The 18376-nt window shown below is 64.0% G+C and carries 16 protein-coding genes; all 16 read right to left on the reverse strand.

What is annotated here, in order from left to right; translation table 11 throughout:
- Positions 1-412: 412 nt before the first annotated feature.
- On the reverse strand, positions 413-1540 hold the full coding sequence (locus H7B90_RS30410) for an NAD(P)/FAD-dependent oxidoreductase (RefSeq protein WP_185139666.1): 1128 nt from the start codon (positions 1538-1540) through the stop codon (positions 413-415).
- A gap of 449 nt (positions 1541-1989) precedes the next feature.
- Positions 1990-3192 carry a M20 metallopeptidase family protein gene (locus H7B90_RS30415; protein ID WP_185139667.1) on the reverse strand — a complete coding sequence of 401 codons (1203 nt, stop codon included), beginning with the start codon at positions 3190-3192 and terminating at the stop codon, positions 1990-1992.
- Positions 3189-4112, reverse strand: a complete 924-nt coding sequence (gene sdaAA, locus H7B90_RS30420; protein WP_185139668.1) for an L-serine ammonia-lyase, iron-sulfur-dependent, subunit alpha — start codon at positions 4110-4112, stop codon at positions 3189-3191. The genes H7B90_RS30415 and sdaAA overlap by 4 nt, the downstream gene beginning before the upstream one ends.
- On the reverse strand, positions 4109-4792 hold the full coding sequence (gene sdaAB, locus H7B90_RS30425) for an L-serine ammonia-lyase, iron-sulfur-dependent subunit beta (protein ID WP_185139669.1): 684 nt from the start codon (positions 4790-4792) through the stop codon (positions 4109-4111). Before sdaAB ends, sdaAA begins: the two co-directional genes overlap by 4 nt.
- Positions 4793-4804: 12 nt before the next feature.
- Positions 4805-5887: a dihydrodipicolinate synthase family protein gene (locus tag H7B90_RS30430; RefSeq protein WP_185139687.1), complete on the reverse strand. Its 1083-nt coding sequence runs from the start codon at positions 5885-5887 to the stop codon at positions 4805-4807.
- Between the two features lie 86 nt (positions 5888-5973).
- Positions 5974-6990 (reverse strand): NAD-dependent epimerase/dehydratase family protein, encoded by a 1017-nt coding sequence (locus tag H7B90_RS30435; RefSeq protein WP_185139670.1) that lies wholly within the window; start codon positions 6988-6990, stop codon positions 5974-5976.
- 99 nt (positions 6991-7089) lie between these two features.
- Entirely contained in the window at positions 7090-8406 is a 1317-nt protein-coding gene (locus H7B90_RS30440) for a hypothetical protein (protein WP_185139671.1), read from the reverse strand.
- A gap of 285 nt (positions 8407-8691) precedes the next feature.
- Positions 8692-9552, reverse strand: a complete 861-nt coding sequence (locus H7B90_RS30445; RefSeq protein ID WP_185139672.1) for a MurR/RpiR family transcriptional regulator — start codon at positions 9550-9552, stop codon at positions 8692-8694.
- A 337-nt stretch (positions 9553-9889) separates the two neighbouring features.
- Positions 9890-11605, reverse strand: a complete 1716-nt coding sequence (locus H7B90_RS30450) for a DUF4855 domain-containing protein (protein ID WP_260411338.1) — start codon at positions 11603-11605, stop codon at positions 9890-9892.
- Positions 11606-11713: 108 nt separating this feature from the next.
- Entirely contained in the window at positions 11714-12496 is a 783-nt protein-coding gene (locus H7B90_RS30455; RefSeq protein WP_185139673.1) for a M55 family metallopeptidase, read from the reverse strand.
- A gap of 21 nt (positions 12497-12517) precedes the next feature.
- Positions 12518-13426: a Gfo/Idh/MocA family protein gene (locus H7B90_RS30460; RefSeq protein WP_185139674.1), complete on the reverse strand. Its 909-nt coding sequence runs from the start codon at positions 13424-13426 to the stop codon at positions 12518-12520.
- Between the two features lie 37 nt (positions 13427-13463).
- On the reverse strand, positions 13464-14477 hold the full coding sequence (locus H7B90_RS30465; RefSeq protein WP_185139675.1) for a zinc-dependent alcohol dehydrogenase: 1014 nt from the start codon (positions 14475-14477) through the stop codon (positions 13464-13466).
- 4 nt (positions 14478-14481) lie between these two features.
- Positions 14482-15204 carry an N-acetylmannosamine-6-phosphate 2-epimerase gene (locus H7B90_RS30470; protein ID WP_185139676.1) on the reverse strand — a complete coding sequence of 241 codons (723 nt, stop codon included), beginning with the start codon at positions 15202-15204 and terminating at the stop codon, positions 14482-14484.
- An 81-nt stretch (positions 15205-15285) separates the two neighbouring features.
- Complete coding sequence (locus H7B90_RS30475) at positions 15286-16395, reverse strand: hypothetical protein (protein WP_246578928.1); 1110 nt, start codon at positions 16393-16395, stop codon at positions 15286-15288.
- 121 nt (positions 16396-16516) lie between these two features.
- Complete coding sequence (locus H7B90_RS30480; RefSeq protein ID WP_185139677.1) at positions 16517-17401, reverse strand: carbohydrate ABC transporter permease; 885 nt, start codon at positions 17399-17401, stop codon at positions 16517-16519.
- Positions 17401-18330: a carbohydrate ABC transporter permease gene (locus tag H7B90_RS30485; RefSeq protein ID WP_185139678.1), complete on the reverse strand. Its 930-nt coding sequence runs from the start codon at positions 18328-18330 to the stop codon at positions 17401-17403. The genes H7B90_RS30480 and H7B90_RS30485 overlap by 1 nt, the downstream gene beginning before the upstream one ends.
- Positions 18331-18376 lie beyond the last annotated feature (46 nt).

Consider the following 18376-nt stretch of genomic DNA (forward strand, 5'->3'; position numbering starts at 1 on the left):
TTAAATACGAGGGACGAACCCGGGAGTCGCTATTTGGCTCTTAGCAGCCCATTTTGAATAGCTAACGAATCCACGCGATCTTATTTGGGGTTATTCGGGGGAAAAGCGGGCTTCCGGAACGAAATAGCGTTTCTACGATTCGTTAGATTCGAAAATCTCCTATTTTCGACGAAATAGCGTCTCCTGGATTCGTTAGCCGTTGGCCATCGGAGCAGAAGTCGGGGGGACCGGGGACCCTGCGAATGCAAAAAGCCTGCGGATCTACGTCGATCGTAGAATCGCAGGCTTTTCGCTTTTCGCTCCGTCGGGAGCGGCGGTTAGCGGGGCTGGAGGATGTTAATCATGCTCGTACTGTTCCACCTGACGCGCTCCATACCGTGATAGCGCCGGATCGTGCTGGACGCATAGGCCCTTACGCTTCTTCAATGGCCTTGCGGATGTCGTAATCGGTCAAGTTTATTTCGAGCGGGTGACCTAGAGCCAGGTTCGCCAGTTGGGTTCCCAGATAAGGCCCGACCGTCAGACCGGAAGACCCGAGCCCGTTGGCCGCGAGCAGCCCGACCCAGCCGGGAACCGCTCCGATGACCGGCAGGAAGCCGGGCGTAAACGGGCGGAAGCCCGTCCGGGCCTCCGCGAAGGCGCTGTCCGCCAAATCCGGCGCCAACGACAGCCCTTTGTTCAGAACCTCCTGCATGCCCCCCGCGGTGATCCGCGTATCGTAGCCCTCGACGTCGTTCTCGTGGGTCGCCCCGATGACGATCTTCCCATGCCCGAACGCCAGCAAGTATTGGTCGGACGGCGGCATGACGACGGGCCAATCGCCCGTATCCCGCTCGCCTTGAACCTGGAGATGCACGATCTGCGCCTTCTGGTAGCCGACGTTGAACCGGATGCCCAGCGGCTCCAACAGCGGCCTCGCCCAGGCGCCCGCGCAGACGACCGTGACGTCGGCCGAGTAACGCTCTGCCCCGACGGACGCCCCCGTCACCCGGTTCCCCTCGTACGTCAGCTTCGCATCCCCTTCGATCTGGGCCGCGCCGCGTCTTCTCGCCGACCGGATAAGAGCGTCGCGCAGCGCGCGGCCGTCCACCCGGGCGGCGCCGCCGATCCGGACGGAAGAATAGCCTTCCGCCAGCAGCGGGAACAGCTCCCGGGTCTCTCGTTCGTTCAGACGGGCGATCTCTCCGACTTCCGGAGCGTCCTCCCTGCGCTGTCTCGCCCGCTCCTCCATCTTCTCGATCTTGTCCAAGTCGCTATGGATGCTGATCGCGCCGACCCGGGCATAGCCGGTCTCGGTCTCCCCTTCCCGCTGCAGCTGTCCGATCAGCTCCGGGTAGAAGCGCGCGCCCGCCTTGGCCAGGCGATACCAGGCCTGGTTGCGGCGCTGCGACAGCCAAGGGCAGATGATGCCGGCCGCAGCATCCGTCGCCTGCCCCGGATCGCGGCGGTCGATGAGGAGAACCTCCGCTCCCTGCCGAGTCAGCTCGTACGCGGTCGCCGCTCCGAGGATGCCCGCTCCGATGACGATGACTTTTCTCATGAGTCCTTCCTTTTCCTTTCGCCTTGCTGCGACCGACGATCGATCGCGTTTCCCTTACGATATCACTCTCGCCGGACGTTGGCTAGCTTCGCGAAACCGGCCGGGCAGTCATGGCCAACTGCAAATGGCAATTGGAGTCGCCGGAGTAAGCGCCCGTTCAAAGGCTATCCTTCTAACCGGCCAGTTAGCAGCGTAAACCCGGATGCACGAGTTGTTAAGAATAGGGGATCGTATGCATTTTAGGATGGACCCTTCGGCAATGCGGAATATGTGCTCTGTAACCTCCAAAATGGAGGTTGCAGCGACGGCAACAGGCGGTTCGCGCTCTCTAACCTCTAAAATGGAGGTTGCAGCGACGGCAACGGGCGGTTCGCGCTCTGTAACCTCCAAAATGGAGGTTGCAGCGACGGCAACGGGCGGTTCGCGCTCTGTAACCTCCAAAATGGAGGTTACAGAGTCGGCGATTCGCGGTTGGCGAGCCGGCTGAGCGCGATGCCGGCGAGCAGCGCCATGCCGACGGGAATGCACTCCTCGTGAAGCCGATACTTGGGGTGGTGCAAGCCGTATGCCCGCTCCGCGTCCCGCTGCGGACCCGAGCCGAGCCAGAAGAAGCAGCCCGGCCGCTTCTCCAGATAGAGCGAGAAGTCCTCGCCCGCCAGAGTCGGTTCGGCGAGGCTCCGGTTCTCCCGGCCGATAATCTCGTCGATCGCCGCTTCCGCCAGCCGCGTGTTCGCCTCGTGGTTCGTCAGCACGGGAACCTGATGGATGCAGCGAACCCGAGCGGAGCAGCGGTGGGCGGCGGCGATGCCTTGCACGATGCGTTCGAGCGCCGCCGGCAACCCCTTCTGTACGCCCGGGTCGAACGTGCGGATCGTGCCCGCGAGTCGGCACGTCTGCGGAATGACGTTGTTCGCTTCGCCCGCGTGAATGGAGCCGATCGTGACGACGACCGGCGCGAACGGCGACACCTCGCGGCTGACGAGGCTCTGGAGCGACTGGATCAGCGCCGCCGCGCAGACGATCGGGTCGATGCCCTGATCGGGGATGGCCCCGTGGGCGCCCTTGCCTTCCAGCTCGATCTCGAGCCGGTCGACGGAGCCCATCATCGGCCCGCTTCGCGTGGCGACCCGTCCCGCGGCGAGCGTCGGCAGGTTGTGCAGGCCGTAAATCTCCGCGACGCCGTCCAACGCGCCCGCCTCGATCATCGCCCTAGCTCCCGCATTGATCTCCTCCGCCGGCTGGAACAGCAGCCGCACCGTTCCCGCGAGCTTCTCCGGCGATTCCCGCGCTTCCCGCGCGAGCAGCTCCGCCGCGCCGAGCAGAATGGCCGTATGCGCATCGTGCCCGCAGGCGTGCATAAGGCCCGGCTTCTCGGAGGCGAATTCAAGCCCGCTCTCCTCCTGGATGGGGAGAGCGTCCATGTCGGCGCGGAGCGCGATGATAGGGCCCGGACGGCTGCCGGCGATGTCCGCGACGATTCCGTGCCCTCCGACGCCGGAGCGATACGGGATGCCGAGACGGTCGAGATGCCGCCTCACCCCGGCCGCCGTCTCGCTCTCCGCGAGACTCAACTCGGGGCGCCGGTGAAGCTCCCTCCTGAATTCAATCCATGCAGCCGCCGCCTCGCGCGCCGCTTCAAGCAAACTCCTCATGCCTCGTCCCCCTGTCCATCCGGTTCCTTCTCCTCGTGCCGCGTCCCCTGACCGTAGAGCTCCTTCATGATTTTCCGCCCGGTCGGGGTCTGGGCCAAGCCGCCCTTCGCCGTCTCCCGGTGCTTGTCGGGCATGGCGGAGCCGACCTCGAGCATGACGCCGATCACCTCGTCGGACGGAATCGCGCTCCGCACGCCCGCCAGCGCCATGTCGGCGGCCGCGAGCGCCGTCACGGCGCCGAAGCCGTTGCGCACGATGCACGGAATCTCGACAAGCCCCGCTACCGGATCGCAGATGAGGCCGAGCGAGTTCTTCAGCGCCAGCCCGACGGCATGGATCGCCTGCTCGGGCGTGCCTCCCCGCAGCTCGACGAGCGCTCCCGCCGCCATGCCGATGGCGGAGCCGACCTCGGCTTGGCAGCCGCCCTCCGCGCCGGAGACGAAGGAGTTGTTGGCGATGACGTAGCCGATCGCCCCGGCTGCGAACAAGCCGTCCACGAGCCTCTCGTCCTCCCAGCCGAACCGCTCCTGCGAGCTGACGAACACGCCGGGGATGATGCCGCACGAGCCCGCCGTCGGCGTGGCGATAATGCGTCCCATCGACGCGTTCACCTCGGACACCGCCAGCGCGTAGGCCATGGCGGTCGCGGCCTCGCCCCCGACGGAAGGCTCCCGCCCGGCGGCATACTCGCGAACCCGCTTCGCGTCTCCGCCGGTCAGCCCGCTACGGGATCTCGGGTTGTCGCGAAGCCCTCGGTTCACGGCCTCCTTCATCACCCGGTAGTAGCCCGCCATCTGCTCCCGAATCGCCTCGACGCTCTGCCCGCTCTCCCGCGCCTGCTCGGCGATCATGACCTGAGCGATCGACAAGCCCTCTTCCTCACACAGCCGTATCAATTCAGACAAACTGGAGAATCTCATCCGATCCCTTCCTTCGCCGCGAGATCGATCAGCCGGACTTTGCCGACGCCCGCGATCCGGCCGATCTCCCTAAGCGCCTCGCCGCCCGGCAGCTGATCGCACTCGACGACCGTAAGCGCCGCGCCGTTCCGCGATTCGCGATCGACCTGCATATGGCTGATGTTGACTTGCGCCCTCGTCAGAACGCCGGACACTTCCGCGACCATCCCCGAACGATCGGCGTGGAAAACAAGCAGCGTCGGCTGCGCCGCCGCGAACTTCACGTCGAAGCGGTCGATGCCGACGATCTCGACGTTGCCTCCGCCGATCGAGCGCCCCTTCGCCCGAATCCGCTCCGTCCGTCCGCGAAGCGACAGAGCGGCCGTATTCGGATGGGCTTCGGGCCTCTTCTCGGCCTGGATCCTCACCTGCAGGCCGGCCAGCTCCGCCTGGCGATACGCGTCGGGGATGCGCTCGTCATCCGTACTGTAGCCGAGCAGCCCCGCGATCAGCGCCAGGTCCGTGCCGTGCCCCCTGTACGTCTGTGCGAACGAGCCGTACAGGAGAATGTCCGCTTCGAGCGGCGGTTCCCCGAGCGCCTGCCGGGCCGCGAGGCCGATGCGGACGGCCCCTGCCGTATGCGAGCTGGACGGCCCGACCATGCTAGGGCCGATAATAGAGAAGACGTCCTTGAACCGCATGGCCCCTTGCCCTTAGCGCTCGGAGAGCCAGCGCTCGAGGTGGGCGGCGACGAAGTCGTCGTCGTTCAGATGCGGGTACTGCGCGTAGACGCGGTCAATCTCTTCGCTCTGGCCCGGCGAGAGCTTCTCCTCGGGGTTCAGGCACCAGGTCCCCTTCATGAGGCCCTGCCGGACGAGCACCTCGTGAATGCCCGGGATGCAACCTTCGAAGTGATGCGCGGGATCGAAAAAAGCCGCGTTCGAATCCGTCACCTGAGCCGCGCGGGTCAGCCACTCCTTCGCGATCTTGTCGTCGCCGCGGACCCGCTTGATCTCGTCCAGCAGCTCGACCGCCTTGCGGGTCCATACGGCCCAATGGCCGAGCAGCCCGCCGACGATCGGCTTCTCCACCGTCACGCCGTCCACGTCGAAGCGGAACGTCGTCAGCAGGTCCGCCACGATGTTGTCGTCGTTGCCCGTATAGAGCGCGATCTCGTCGCGGCGGGACGAGAAGACGACCGCCCGGGCGACGTCCAGCGTCTGGTATCGGTTGAACGGAGCCATCTTGATCGCGACGACGTTCGGAATCTCGGCGAATTGCCTCCAGAAGTCGTAGGTGAAGATGCGTCCGCCGACGGAAGGCTGAAGGTAGAAGCCGATGACCGGCATCCGCTCGGCGACCCGGCGCGTCCGCTCGAGCAGCTCGCTCTCGGTCCGATCCTTCAGCCCGCCCATGCTGAGCAGCGCCGCGTCGTAGCCGAGGCGCAGCGCGACGTCGACCTCTCGCAGCGCTTGTTCGGTCGGCCCGCAGATGCCGGCTACCCGGATGAACGGGCGGTCCACGTTCGCCCGGGCCGCTTCCTCCGCCGCCAGCTCCAGCACCCTCTCGAACAGGTTGTGCTTCGGATCTCGAATCTCGAACTGCGTGGAATGAACGCCGACCGCGATGCCCCCGGCTCCGGACGCGATGTAATATCTCGTCAGCGCCCGCTGGCTGGCCTCGTCCAGCTTGCGGTTCTCGTTCAACGCGAGAGGGTGGGCCGGAATGACCAGCCCATCGTGCAGCGCCGCCCTGAGCTCCGGGGATAACGTCTTCGCCGCATGCTGCCTGTTCATGCTCGTATTCGTGTTCGCGTTCATGTTGATGTTCTTACTCGCATCCGTACTCATGCTCATGTCGATGCTCTTGCTCGCGCTCATGCTCAGAAGTTCCCCTTTCTCTCCTGGAAGTGCGTCGGCTTGTTCCAGGTCGCGCCGCCGTGGCGGACCCACTCGGCCGTCCAGTCGATCATCTGAAGCAGGGGAACGCGCGGATACCCGAACAGCTGGTGCGACTTCGAGGCGTTGTTCAGCAGCGCCGTCTCCGATTCCGCGCCGACGAGCTTCGCTTCCTTGCCGAGTCGCTTCGCGAGCTCGCCCGCGGCCCAGCGGATCGACATCGTCTCCGGCCCGGTAATGTTGATTACGTTCGGCGGGCTGCTGCACTGCGTCAGGCAGCGGAGCGCCATCGCGTTGGCATCGCCCTGCCAGATGACGTTGGCGAAGCCCATCGTCAGGTCGATCTCCCGGCCTTCGTTCACCGCCTTGGCCAGCTCCAGCAACACGCCGTAGCGCATGTCAATCGCGTAGTTCAGCCGGAACATGACCATCGGCGTGCCGTTCTTGTGCGAATGGTATTCGAAGATCCTCTCGCGCCCGAGCGTCGATTGCGCATATTCGCCGACCGGCTCCGGAGCGACCGACTCGGAAGCTCCGCCGCTCGCGACCGGCTGGAACGGGTAGATGTTGCCCGACGAGAACACGACGATGCGAGACTCCTTGTACTTCTCCGCGACGCGCCCCGGAAGGTACGCGTTCATCGCCCACGTGAAGTTCTCCCGCCCCTTCGTGCCGAACTTGTTGCCCGCCATGTAGATGACGTTCCCGGCGTCCGGCAGCGCGCGCAGCGCCTCGTCGTCCAGCAGCTCGCAGGAGATCGTCTCGACTCCCGCGTCCTCCAGCTCCCGGCGGGCCTCCGCGTCGGAGAACCGCGACACGCCGATCACCCGCTTGTTCCACCCGCCCTGGCGAATCGCGTTCATGGCCAGCTTCGCGAGGCTCGGCCCCATTTTCCCCCCGACTCCCAATACGACGATATCTCCCGGGACGCTTCCCAGATCCCGCACGAGCTCCGGGGACGGCTCCGCCAGCTTCGCTTCCAATTGTTCGATCGTTCTCATTCGTCCCTCTCCCTTCGGTTCGATGCTACAGCTCCAGCATAAGACTCCGAAGGATATAAAGACAGGACGTTAAATCGTCTTTATTTGAGCGCGAAGAGACTACAGCGACTTGCCCATTAGAAAAGCAAACCGATAAATTTGCCGCGGACGGCCCTTCGGCATTTTCTCGTACCCGACGATGTCCACGAGGCCCCCGTCGACCCACTGGAGCAGCAGCCGATGCGCGCTCCGGACGGTAATGTTCAGCAGCTCGGCGAGCTCGTGCACCTTGTATTCGTACTTGCCGAGGCGCGCCATATGGTGCAGCAGCTTGCTCAGATACGCGCTCGTCATGCCGGCCTCCTCCGCCCGCTTGATCAGCGCCGCGTCGGTCGGAGCGAGAATGGCCTGCACCGGGTCCGCCATCTCCAGCGGCCCGATCAGCGTCTCGTCCTCGCGGATGATGAAGCACGCGTTGCCGCCCGCCTCCTTCGCCTTGCGCAAGGCGCTTCTCGCGTTCGTCCCGGCGTCGTTCGCCGACACGCCGAAGCCGATCCCGACGCTGAGCGAGAGACCGTAGGATTGATAGGCGTCCTTCGCCAGCGGGATCGTTTTGTAGCCGCCCGTCTCTCTCTCGAAGATGCCCCGGGTGGTAAGAAACAAATATTCGTCGCCGCCGAGAGCCGTCAGGTAGCCGTCGAGCAGTTCCACGTAATTCAGCACCATGCGGTGTATGTCGAGCTTCAGCTTCTGCACCTCGTGCTCGCTCGTCCGCTTCATCGCGAGCTTGCCGAAGTCGTCCACGTTGATCATCCCGACGACGATCTGCGACTCCTTGCTCCGCCGGGATTCCGTCGACAGCAGCGCCCGCTCCAGGCTGACGATGATATCCTGGTCGGAATGCGCGATCCGCTCGCAGGGGACGAACAGCCGGCCAAGCCGCTCCGCCACCTCCTCGACGCCCGTGAACGCCATCGAGCAGGACCCGGCTTCGGAGAGCCGTCGATGATAGTCCGCCATCTTCTCCGGGGAAGCGTAGGCCGGGCCGTCGTACACGTACAAGGGCGTGCCTTCGAGCCCGAGGTCCTTGAGCGTGCGCATCACCATCGCCTTCGTGAGCGAGTCGACGGAGATGCCGCCCTCCAGCTTCCCAGCGCGGAACGCCGAGAACAAGGCTTTGTACAAGCCCGCTCCGTTCAAGGGGACATAGAAGGTCGGCACGCTGAGCGCGGCGTTCAGCTTGGCGGCTCGGCTGGACAGCGCTCCCGACAGCACGAGCGCCTCGACCTCCGGCCCCAGCTCTTCCGCCGCGCCCGCGACCTCGCGTTCGCTCGCCGCCTCCCGGGCGACCGGCAGGAACGTCGGGAACGACTGGATGACGCGCGACGCCTGGCTTATGAACGATGAGGTTCCGATGATTCCGACTTGGATCTGCATAGGCGTCGAGTCTCCCTTTTTTTGAAGTAAGTGGGGTATCGCTTAATGACAGTCGGGAGGCGCTAACGAATCCAGGAAACGCTATTTCGTGCTGGAAGCCCGATTTTCCCCTCGTTCGTTCCACATAAGGTCGCGTGGGTTCGTTAGAGCTGCCCCAGGAGCTTCTGGCGCAAAATAGCGTCTCCTGAGCTCGTTAGAGCCGTCACCCGAATCAAAACGGCGCCCCGCCCCGCGCTTCCGCCCTTCCGAGGGCTTCGTCGCGACGCGAAGCGCCGTTGCGGCCGATCAATACATCTTGTTGATGATCGCCTTGGCCGTCATCTCGCGGTACTTGGACGCTTCGCCCTTCAGGGCCAGCGACACCGCGACGCTCAGAATATCGATCACGGTCATCTGCGACAGCTTGGAGCTCATCGAGCTCCCTTGGAACGGGTTCTCCCTCGCCACGGTGAGCAGGACGATGTCCGCCACCTTGACGATCGGCGAACGGGCGTTGCTCGTAATCGCGATCGTCGTCGCCCCCGCCTTCTTGGCGAGAGTCAGGTTGTCGATCGTGTCCTTCGTGCTGCCCGTGATGGACAGCCCCACCGCGACGTCGTTCGGCCCCAGAAGAGCCGCCTTCATCGCCTGGAAATGCGAATCCGCCAAGGCTCCGCTCGGCTTGCCCATCCGCAGGAACGTCTGCGCCGCCTGCTGTGCCGAGAAGCCGGACGAGCCGACGCCGAAGAACTCGATGCTGGCCGCTCCGAGAAGAGCGTTCACCGCGCGGTTCAACTGCTCCGGCTGCATCAGCTCGTGCGTCTGCTCCAGAATCTGATAATGGCTCGTGGTCAGCTTGCGGCTGATCGTGTAGGGATCGTCTCCTTCGGCGATCTCCATGGGGAGATGCTCGACCGGCTTGACGAGATCCTGCGCCAGCGACAGCTTGAAGTCCTGGAACCCGCTGAACTTCAGCTTCCGGCAGAGGCGGAGGACGGTCGTCTCCCCGGTGTCCGCTCTCTCCGCCAGCTCGGTGACGGATTGGTAGATGACATCCTGCGCGTTCTCGAGGATGTACTGGGCGACTTTCTGCTCCGTCTTGGTCAAGCCGCTCATGTGGCTGCGGATGTTCAGGAGGGTCTTCCCGGTCTCTAAGGCATTGCTCACGGCATGTCTTCCCTTCTCGTTCAAGCTCGGACGATTCGCCGCGCGCGGCCTTGAGAAGCCGCCCCGCCGCCGACGATCGTATGAACAACATAAATCTACCATTATTTAGATGGCTTTTCCATATTTATCTCGATTGGCAAAACGATGGCGACTTAGCGTCATAGTAGGATGAAATTATCCGCTAGTCAATATGGGAGCTGGAGAATATCGCTCTCTCCATCCGGATCGCGGTCGCGGTCACGGTTTACAGGCTCCGTTAGCCGCCCGGGGCCAAGAAGGGAGGGCCCCGCCCCCGGAGCCTCTCCCTCTTCTCGCTAAGGGCCTAAGCCCACTTCCGTCAAGGCTGATACGTGCCTTTCAAATACCGATACGTCTTGTCGTACACTTCCCGAGCCGCCGGATCGGCCGACTCCGCGGCCTTCTTCAGCGTCTTGACCTGCTGGTAGAACGCCTTGAACGAGTTCATGTAGCCGCGCTCGACGCCTTCGTTCAAGTAGGTATAGTACTTCTGCCGAAGCGCGGCGTCGGTCAACACGCCGTCGGCCATCTCGATCTCGACGCCGAGGCCGTGGTCGTACGCCGCTTGGGCGATCGTGCTCACGCGGTCCGGCGCCGTGTTATGGAACAGATAGTTGGGCTGCATGAGCGCCGTGTCGAACCCGGCCGCCTGCCAGTCGGCCCAGCCGCGCGCGAAGTAATACGGAATCCACTGGAGCTTGGCGCCCTTGCCGTGCACGTAATCGGACGTCCGGCGGATCAGCTCGTCCTCCTTCTCGGCCGCCTGCCGGTTCAGGAATTCGTTGAACCAATAGAAGGCGGACAGCTCGATGTTGTCGTAGCCGGCGGCCTCCCACCGCTTGTAGACCTCGTCCACGTACCACTTCACGACCTTCTCCCGGTTCGCGAGCGCCTGCTCCTCCCCGACCTCGGACACCTTCAGGTTCTCGCTGACGCCGTCCCCGTCCACGTCGCCGAAGTCGGCTTGATCCGGGCGCGGATACGGGATCGAGACGACGACCTTCGCCTCGTACTTCTTGCCCTTCTGGCCGCCCTTCTGTCCGAGCTCCGCCTTCGCCTCGGCGACCGCCTGATCGAGCGCTCCGAGGTCGTAATCCGTCCGGAACAGCCGGTCGAGCGACTTCTCCCAATCCGCCTTGTTCGTCGGCTTGCCGGACGCGCCATAGTTGGCGCCGTTCAGCAGCGGAGCGTACTGCAGGAACAGGAAGCCGTCGAACATGTAGTCGACCCGGTTCAGGTCCGTGTCCAGATAAGACACGTAAGGCTTCAGGTCCTCCTTCGTGAAGGAGATCCAGTCCGCCGGCTCGTACGGCCATTCTCCGGTGTAGAGCAGCACCTGGTTGGAGATGCCGGCCGCCTGCTTCGAGCCCGCCTTCGGGTAGCCGTCGTCCTGATGCGAGCGTTCCGGGGTCGGATGCGGCTTCTTGCCCGATTCGTCCGGCGTGCCGAGCACCTCGATCTCGTCCATGAACATCCACGAGGCTTCGACCGGAACCTCCAGCTTCACGTAGCGGGCCGTCTTGTCGATGCCGTCGATGCCGATCGTCTGGGCGGCGGGCCCGGCGAGCGTCGTCGGCAGCCGGCTCTCTCCGTCTTGGAGGCGCTCCCACTTCTTGCCGTCCAAGGAGACCGAGAAGCTAACCTTGGATGGGAAAAAGATGCCGTTCGCGTTGTCCTGCAGCACATTGACGCCGATCTTCCGGACGGTGCCCGGCTCGCCCAGGTCGATCGTCACGATCCGGCTGCCCTGCCAGATTCGCCCCACGTACGCCGGGTTGGAGAACTTCGTGCCGCCGTAGACTCCGTCGGTCAATTGCATGCCGGTGTCGTCCGGATGGGCCGACTCGGTCTTGCCGAACAGCGCGTCGAGCGGGTACGGCGTCTCCAGCGTATAGCTTCGGCCCAAGGCGAGGTTCGCCAGCTCGGGCCCGGATTCGGGCGGCTTCGGACTGGCTTGCGCGGACGCCGCCGCCGTCAAGGTCGTTCCCGCCGCCAGCACGGCCAGCAGACTGAGCAGAGTTCTTTTCATCATCATCCAAGAATCCCTCCTACGATTGAAGTTCCACTGTCATTCCGAAATTCCGTAGTTCCGCAATTCCGTAGTTCCGCAAATCCGTAGTTCCGCAAATCCGAAAGCCGCGCGTTAGAACGGCAGAAGCGACAGGTCGGAGACGGCGAGCCGAACCGTCCGCTCGTCGACGAAGACGGCGTGCGGGTTCGAAGTCCAGTAGGAGTCCGCGATCGGGCGATAATAGCGGATCTCCAGCGTATAGGGCGCCTCGATTCCCGTATAGGGCGGAATCCCGGCCATGCGGGCGACCGCCCGGGCCGCTCCCTCCCGGATCACGCGGCACGCCTCCTCCGAAGACAGATGGTCGGCGAGCTCGAGGCCCCGGCCCCGCTTCGTGATCGCCGTCTCGATCTCGGGGACGAACATCGACGCTTCGGCCGCCGCCTTGTCGTCGCCGGAAAGGAAGATGACGGGCACCCCCATCGATCCGGCCAGCAGCGCCCGCGCGCCGAACTCGCCGATGAACGCGTCGTTCAGCCTGTAGTACATCACCTCCAGCGAAGAGTAGGTATGGTTAAGAGGCGCCGCCACCGTTCCCGCCATCGCGTGCTGGCCGACGAAGAGCATCGCGTCGTACGCCCCTTCCGCGAGGAGACGATGGACGGTCGTGCCGATCAGGCCGACATAGCGGCAGCCGACCAGCTCTTCCGGATACAGCCCTCCCGAGCCGTGTCCGTCGACCGCGTCGATAACCGCGTCGGAATCCGCCGATCGGATTCCGGCGGCGCAGGCGTTCACCTCCAGCGTCAGCTGCTTCATGCCCGGCCCCTTCGCGACGGGGTCCGTCGTCCGCGTCTGGGCGAAGGAGTCGACGCCCGCCGCTCCCTCCAGGTCGGTAATCAGGATGTATCTCATCCGGGTATCCGCCTCCTGTTCCTAGAGTTCGACCGTCTCTCCGGTTTTCCGGCTCTCGTTGGCCGCTTCCAGGAAGCGGACGATCTCAAGCGTAACCTCCATCGGGACGGGAGATACGCCCGTCTCGAACATCCGCATGACCCGCTCGAGCAGGCTGGCGTAGAACGGCTTCTCCTCCGACGGCACGTAGACGAAGGAGGACTGGCGTTCGCGGCGGATCGCCGCCGCGAACGGATAGCCGCCGGAGCGGCTGCCGCGGATCGTGCCGACGACGCCGCCCGGCCAGACGCCGACGATCGTCTCCTCGTCCCCGGAGCCCGTCGCCTTCACGCTCTTGCAGCCGCTTCCAAGAATCGCGTACAGCAGCTCGGCGGCGTGAATGCCGTACCAGAAGTACCCGGTCTGGGTCGGCTCCATGAACATCGGCGCGTAGCAGTCCGCGCCGAGCACGGCGTCGTCCGCCGGATGGCTCGCGAGCTGCTTCGTCAGCGCCTCCGCGTAGCGCAGCGAAGACGCGCTCATGACGGGGAGCGACAGGCGCCGGGCGAGCTCCGCGATGGCGGACGCCTCCTCCAGGCCGAGAGCCAGCGGCTTGTCGATGAAGACGGGCTTCCCGTAGGGAGCGATCGTCTCGAACAGCTCCCGGTGGACCCTTCCGTCGGCGGACAGCAGCAGGATCGCGTCGCAGCTCGCGGCCGCCTCGGCCGGACTGTCGACGAGGCGGACGCCGTACCGGTCTCTCAGCTGCCCGGCGAAGGCCGCCACCCGGGAGATGCTGAGCTCGAAGTCCGGGGAGCCGCCCGGATACGCGGCGACCACTTCCCCGCCCTCCACATGGAAGCGATGATTCCGATCGTTCAGCAGCTCCGCGAACGCGACGGAATGGGACGTGTCCGTCCCGATGATCCCGATTTTCAACCGATTCGTCATGCGCGATCCTCCTCCCGCTTCCCGCGTTCCGCCAGGTTCAATCATAGCGAAGCAGCACGCCGAGCGTCTTCCCGATATCCCGGTGCATGGCCACGTACGCTTCGGGAGCGTCGGCGATCGAATACTCCTGCGTATACAGCGGGGCGATCTTCGTGAGACCTTCCTCCATCTGGCGCACGTATTCGGCCATGTTGCGACCCTCCGTCCAGCGGACGTACGCCTTCGGATAGTCGACGTTGCCGTCCTCGTACAACTCGTCGTAACGGCCCGGCCCCGCGGCCCGCGCGATGACGAAGTCGGCCTCCTTCTGGAAGAACAGCTCGCGGGGGAATTCGATCGGAACGTTGCCGACGAGCACGAACTTCCCGCGGAAGGCGAGCTTCTCCATGCTCGTCTCGATGATCTTCGAGCTGTGCGAATGCGCGACCAGCGCGATGCCGTCGAATCCGTGGCCCTCCGTGAACCGGCCGATATGCTCGTCCAGCCGCTCGTCGTTCGCGAGGTACGCCTCGACGCCGAACGACCGCGCCATCTCCACGCGCGCCGGGTCCATGTCCGTCGCCAGCACGCGGTAGTTCGCCTGCTTGCAGAACTGCACGATCAGCTGGCCCAGCAGCCCGAGCCCGACGACCCAGACCGTCTCGCCGAACTGCAGGCCGATGCGGCGCACGCTGTGGATCGCGACCGAGCCGAGGCCGACGAGCGCGGCTTCGCGCAGCCATCGGTCCGAGGACAGCTTCACGCACAGCTGCCTCGGCACGGACAGCCGCTCGGCGTGGTAGACGTACGGGCCGCCGTAGCAGGCGACGAAGTCGCCGGGCTTCAGATCCGTCACCTTGGAGCCGACGGCGACGACTTCCCCGGACGCGCTGTAGCCCAGCTTGAAGCCGTCCGGCACCTCCATGTTGTGGATCAGGTTCAGCTCCGTGCCGGGGCTGATGGAGGAGTAGCGCACCTGGACCAGCACCCGGTACGGGTTCTCCTCCGTCAATACGGGCGGCTCCGCCTCCTCCAGGACGGCGGCATGCCGCTTCACGACGATTTGTCTCACGACCTTATCCTCCTTTGTTCTCGATCAATCGGGCCTGGGTTTGGGTTTGGCTTAGAAAATCGGCGATCTTGTTCACGAACCGCTGCGTCACGAGCTGCGGCCGCGTAATCGCGGTGCCGACGACCACGTAATCGGCCCCGCCGGCGAGCGCCGCCACCGCCTCTTCCGCGCTCCAGATTCTTCCCTCCGCGACGAGAGGGACGCTCAGCTTGCCCCGGAGGCTGGCGATCAGTTCCAGATCCGGGCCTTCCTGCTGCGGACTGTACGGCGTATAGCCCGACAGCGTCGTCGAGACGTAATCGACGCCCATCCGCTCCGCCTGGAGCGCCTCCTCCGCCGTCGAGATGTCCGCCATCACGCGGGAGCCGGCCTTATGAACGTAATCGATCAGCGCCTTGCCCTTCGTATAGCGGTCTTCGCGGTTCGTCAGGTCGAGGGCGACGATATCGGCCCCCGCCTCCAGAATCGCCCGAACGTCCTCGAGCTCGGGCGTAATGTAGATGTCCGACCCGGCGATCTCGCGCTTGATCAAGCCGATCACCGGCAAGCTCACGGCCCGCTTGATCGCCTCGATATCGTCGCGGCCGTTGCAGCGGATGCCGATCGCTCCGCCCTGTTCGGCCGCGAGGGCCATGCGGACCATGAATTCCGGTCCGTAAAGAGGATCCTCCGGCGCTGCCTGGCAAGATACGATTAAGCCTTGGGTTGTCAGCGGCTGAATGGCCATTAGCAGGTTCCTCCCCTCCTTGCTCTTAAGCTTGTATTCTGCGTTTCTTGCGCTGCGTGCCGCTTGCCGGGATCTACCGATTCAGACCTCGGAAGCCAGCGCGAGATTCGCGATCATTCCGGCGAAGCCGGCCGCCTTGCGGAACGTCGTCGTCACCGGCGACCGGTCCGGCACGTCGTTCGCAATGGCCGGCTTGAACGCCGCGATGCCTTCCTCGGCCAGCCGGTCCGCCAACCCGGCCAAGCGGCTCATGCCGATCCGCTTCGTGTCGGGATCGGAGCTGCGCCAGCAGGCCAGCGTAATCTCCCCGCTCTGGCTCCAGTCCCGCGCCCACCAAGGCGCTTCCGTCGCGTCCGACGGAGGCTCCTTCATCGCTGCGAGCATCGTCGCCATCGCGTCCTCGGCGACGGCGTTCCACCGTTCGCGCTGCGCCTCGTCCAGCAGCGGCAGCGACGAGTGCGCCAGTTCGATAATGGTGGCCTGGTAGGCGACGCTGTTGCCCATGACGACGGAGCCGTCCCAATTCTCGATATAGGGCCACCAGCCCGCCTCGTGGCGGCCGAAGCGATCGGCCAGATGGGCGAGAATAAGCTTCGCCTTGTCCAGATAGTCCGGCCTGCCCGTCAGCTCGTACGCTCTGGCGAACGTATGGGCGGCGTACATGTCGCCGTTCAGCACGTCGAAGTCTTCGCCCGGACGCTTCAGAATGACGGCCGGGTTCCGCGGCGACACCTGCGTCAACAGGTAGTCCGCCGAGCGGATCAGGCTCTCCCGGGCCGCCTCGCTGCCCGCGACCCGGTGCAGATGGTACAGGCTGTCGGCGGTCGCGCCTACCTCGGCGATGTCGACGACGTCCGGCTCGCCCTTCTTGACGTAGAAGGGCTGGCCGAAGCCGCCGCCCGGAAGCTGGCGCCGCCGCACTTCCTCGGCGAGCGCCCTCGCGATCGCCAGGGACGGCTCGGAAGCGCCGCTCCCCAGCGCAGCGCTTCGCCGCCCTTCCCAGGCGTAGAAGACGGCGGCGGCGGCCGTCGTGCAGCAGCTGGCCCGATCGCCCAGCTCGTCGTCGTACAGGAACGGCGCCCCCGTCTCGGGGTCGCTCCTCAGCAGCCCGTCGAAGTAAGGCTTGATCCCGGCGACGACCCGCGGGGCGATCGACTCCAGGAATTCGCGCGAATCCGTCGTGCGGCTCATTCTCTCACTCTCCAATCGTCCTTCATCCTTCATCCCGTTTATCCGCTATTGCCAATCGTCCTTCAGCTTCCGGTCGTATCATCTCGTTTTTTTCAGCCGTCTATCTTCCTTTATCTATCCGTTACTTGGAGCCCGTCATCGTGATGCCTTGAATGAACACCTTCTGCACGAAGAAGTACAGGATGATGATCGGAATCGCGAACAGCGCGGCGGCGGCCATCAGCATGCCCCATTCGACGTTGTATTCGCCGATGAACGCCTTCAGACCGACGGACAGCGTCCACTTGTTCGGATCGTTCAAGTAGATGAGCGGCAGCTGGTAGTCCTTCCACGAGTTCAGGAAGACGAGCAAGCCGACGGTGAACAGAGCCGGAATCGAGAGCGGCAGAATCATCTGCGAGTAGATGCGGAACTCGGACGCCCCGTCGATCTTGGCGGATTCGGTAATCTCGTGCGGAATGCCCATGAAAAACTGGCGAAGCAGGAAGATATAATAAGCGGCCCCGAAATAGGCGGGCAAAATCAACGGCCAGTACGAATTGACCATGTCCAGCTTGTTGTACAGCACGTACAGCGGCACCATCGTGGACTGCGCCGGCAGCATGATCGTCCCCATCATGATCATGAACAGCGCGTTCCGCCCCTTGAAGGGAATTCTCGCCAGCCCGTAGGCGGTCAAGGGAGCGGCGATCAGCTCGCCGAGCACGCTGAGCAGCGACACGAACAACGTGTTGAGCGTATAGCGGAGAAAAGGAATCGCATGGACCGCGTTCGAGTAGTTCTCCCAATAGAAGCGCTCGGGCCACCAGACGAACGGCACCGCGAAGATGTCGTCGATGCTCTTCACCGACGTCAGCAGCAGGTAGGCGAACGGCCCGAGGAAGAACACGCCCGCCACGCATAGAATCAAGTGCTTGGACAAGGATTTCGCGATGCTCCTCCCCGTCCGCTTCTTCTTGAACGTCTTCGTCGCCAGGCGATCCGCGGATATCGATTGTTCGGCCATCACTTGTCACCCCCGTAGTAGACCCAGCGCGCGGAAGTCTTGAAGATGACGAGGGCGAACGCCATGACGACCAGGAAGAGCATCCACGCCATCGCGGACGCGTACCCCATGTTCAGGAACGAGAAGGCTTGCTGGTAAAGATAGATCGAGTAGAACAACAGCGAATTCTCGGGCCCGCCCATCGATTGCGTCGCTTCGGCGAACACCATGCCCTCGGTGAAATACTGGAACGAAGAGATGAGCATCATGATGAGCTGGAACAGCGTCATCGGGGAGATGGAAGGGAACGTGATCGTCCAGAACTGCCTCCATTTGCTCGCCCCGTCGATCTCCGCCGCTTCGTAGAACATCTTGGGCACGTCCTGCAGCGCCGCCAGATACATAACCGTAATCGTCCCCGTCCCCCAGAAGCCCATCAGCACGAGCGAAGGCTTCGTCCAGTCCGGATCGATGAGCCAGTTCGGCCCCGCGATGCCGATCGCTTCGAGAGCCATATTGATCAGGCCGTATTGGGAGTTGAGCAGCCACATCCACAGCAGCGACCCCGCCACGGCCGGTACGAGCGTAGGCAAGAAATAGATGGTGCGGTATATGCTCTGGCCCTTCACCTTCGCGTTCAGCAGCAGGGCCATCGCCAAAGCGTATGCCATATGCGGCACGACGCCGACTATCGTAATGTAGAGGGTGTTGTACATCGACTTGTAGAATTTCTCGTCCTGGAAGAGCGCCTTGTAGTTGTCCAGCCCGACCCACTTCGGGGCTTTGAACAGATTGTATTCCGTCAAGCTATAATAGAAGGAAGTCACGATCGGATACAGTTGGAAAATCAGAAAACCGATAATCCACGGACTCGTGAACAGAAGTCCCTTCAGCAGAATTTTGCGTTCTCTCCTGCGGATCCCGACCGCGTTGCCGCCGGCTCTAGCCATCGTCCCGCCTCCTCTCGCCCAAGTCGCAAGCGGACCGCTTGGCCGC

It is taken from the genome of Cohnella xylanilytica (assembly GCF_014212175.1).
Taxonomy (GTDB): Bacteria; Bacillota; Bacilli; order Paenibacillales; family Paenibacillaceae; genus Cohnella; species Cohnella xylanilytica.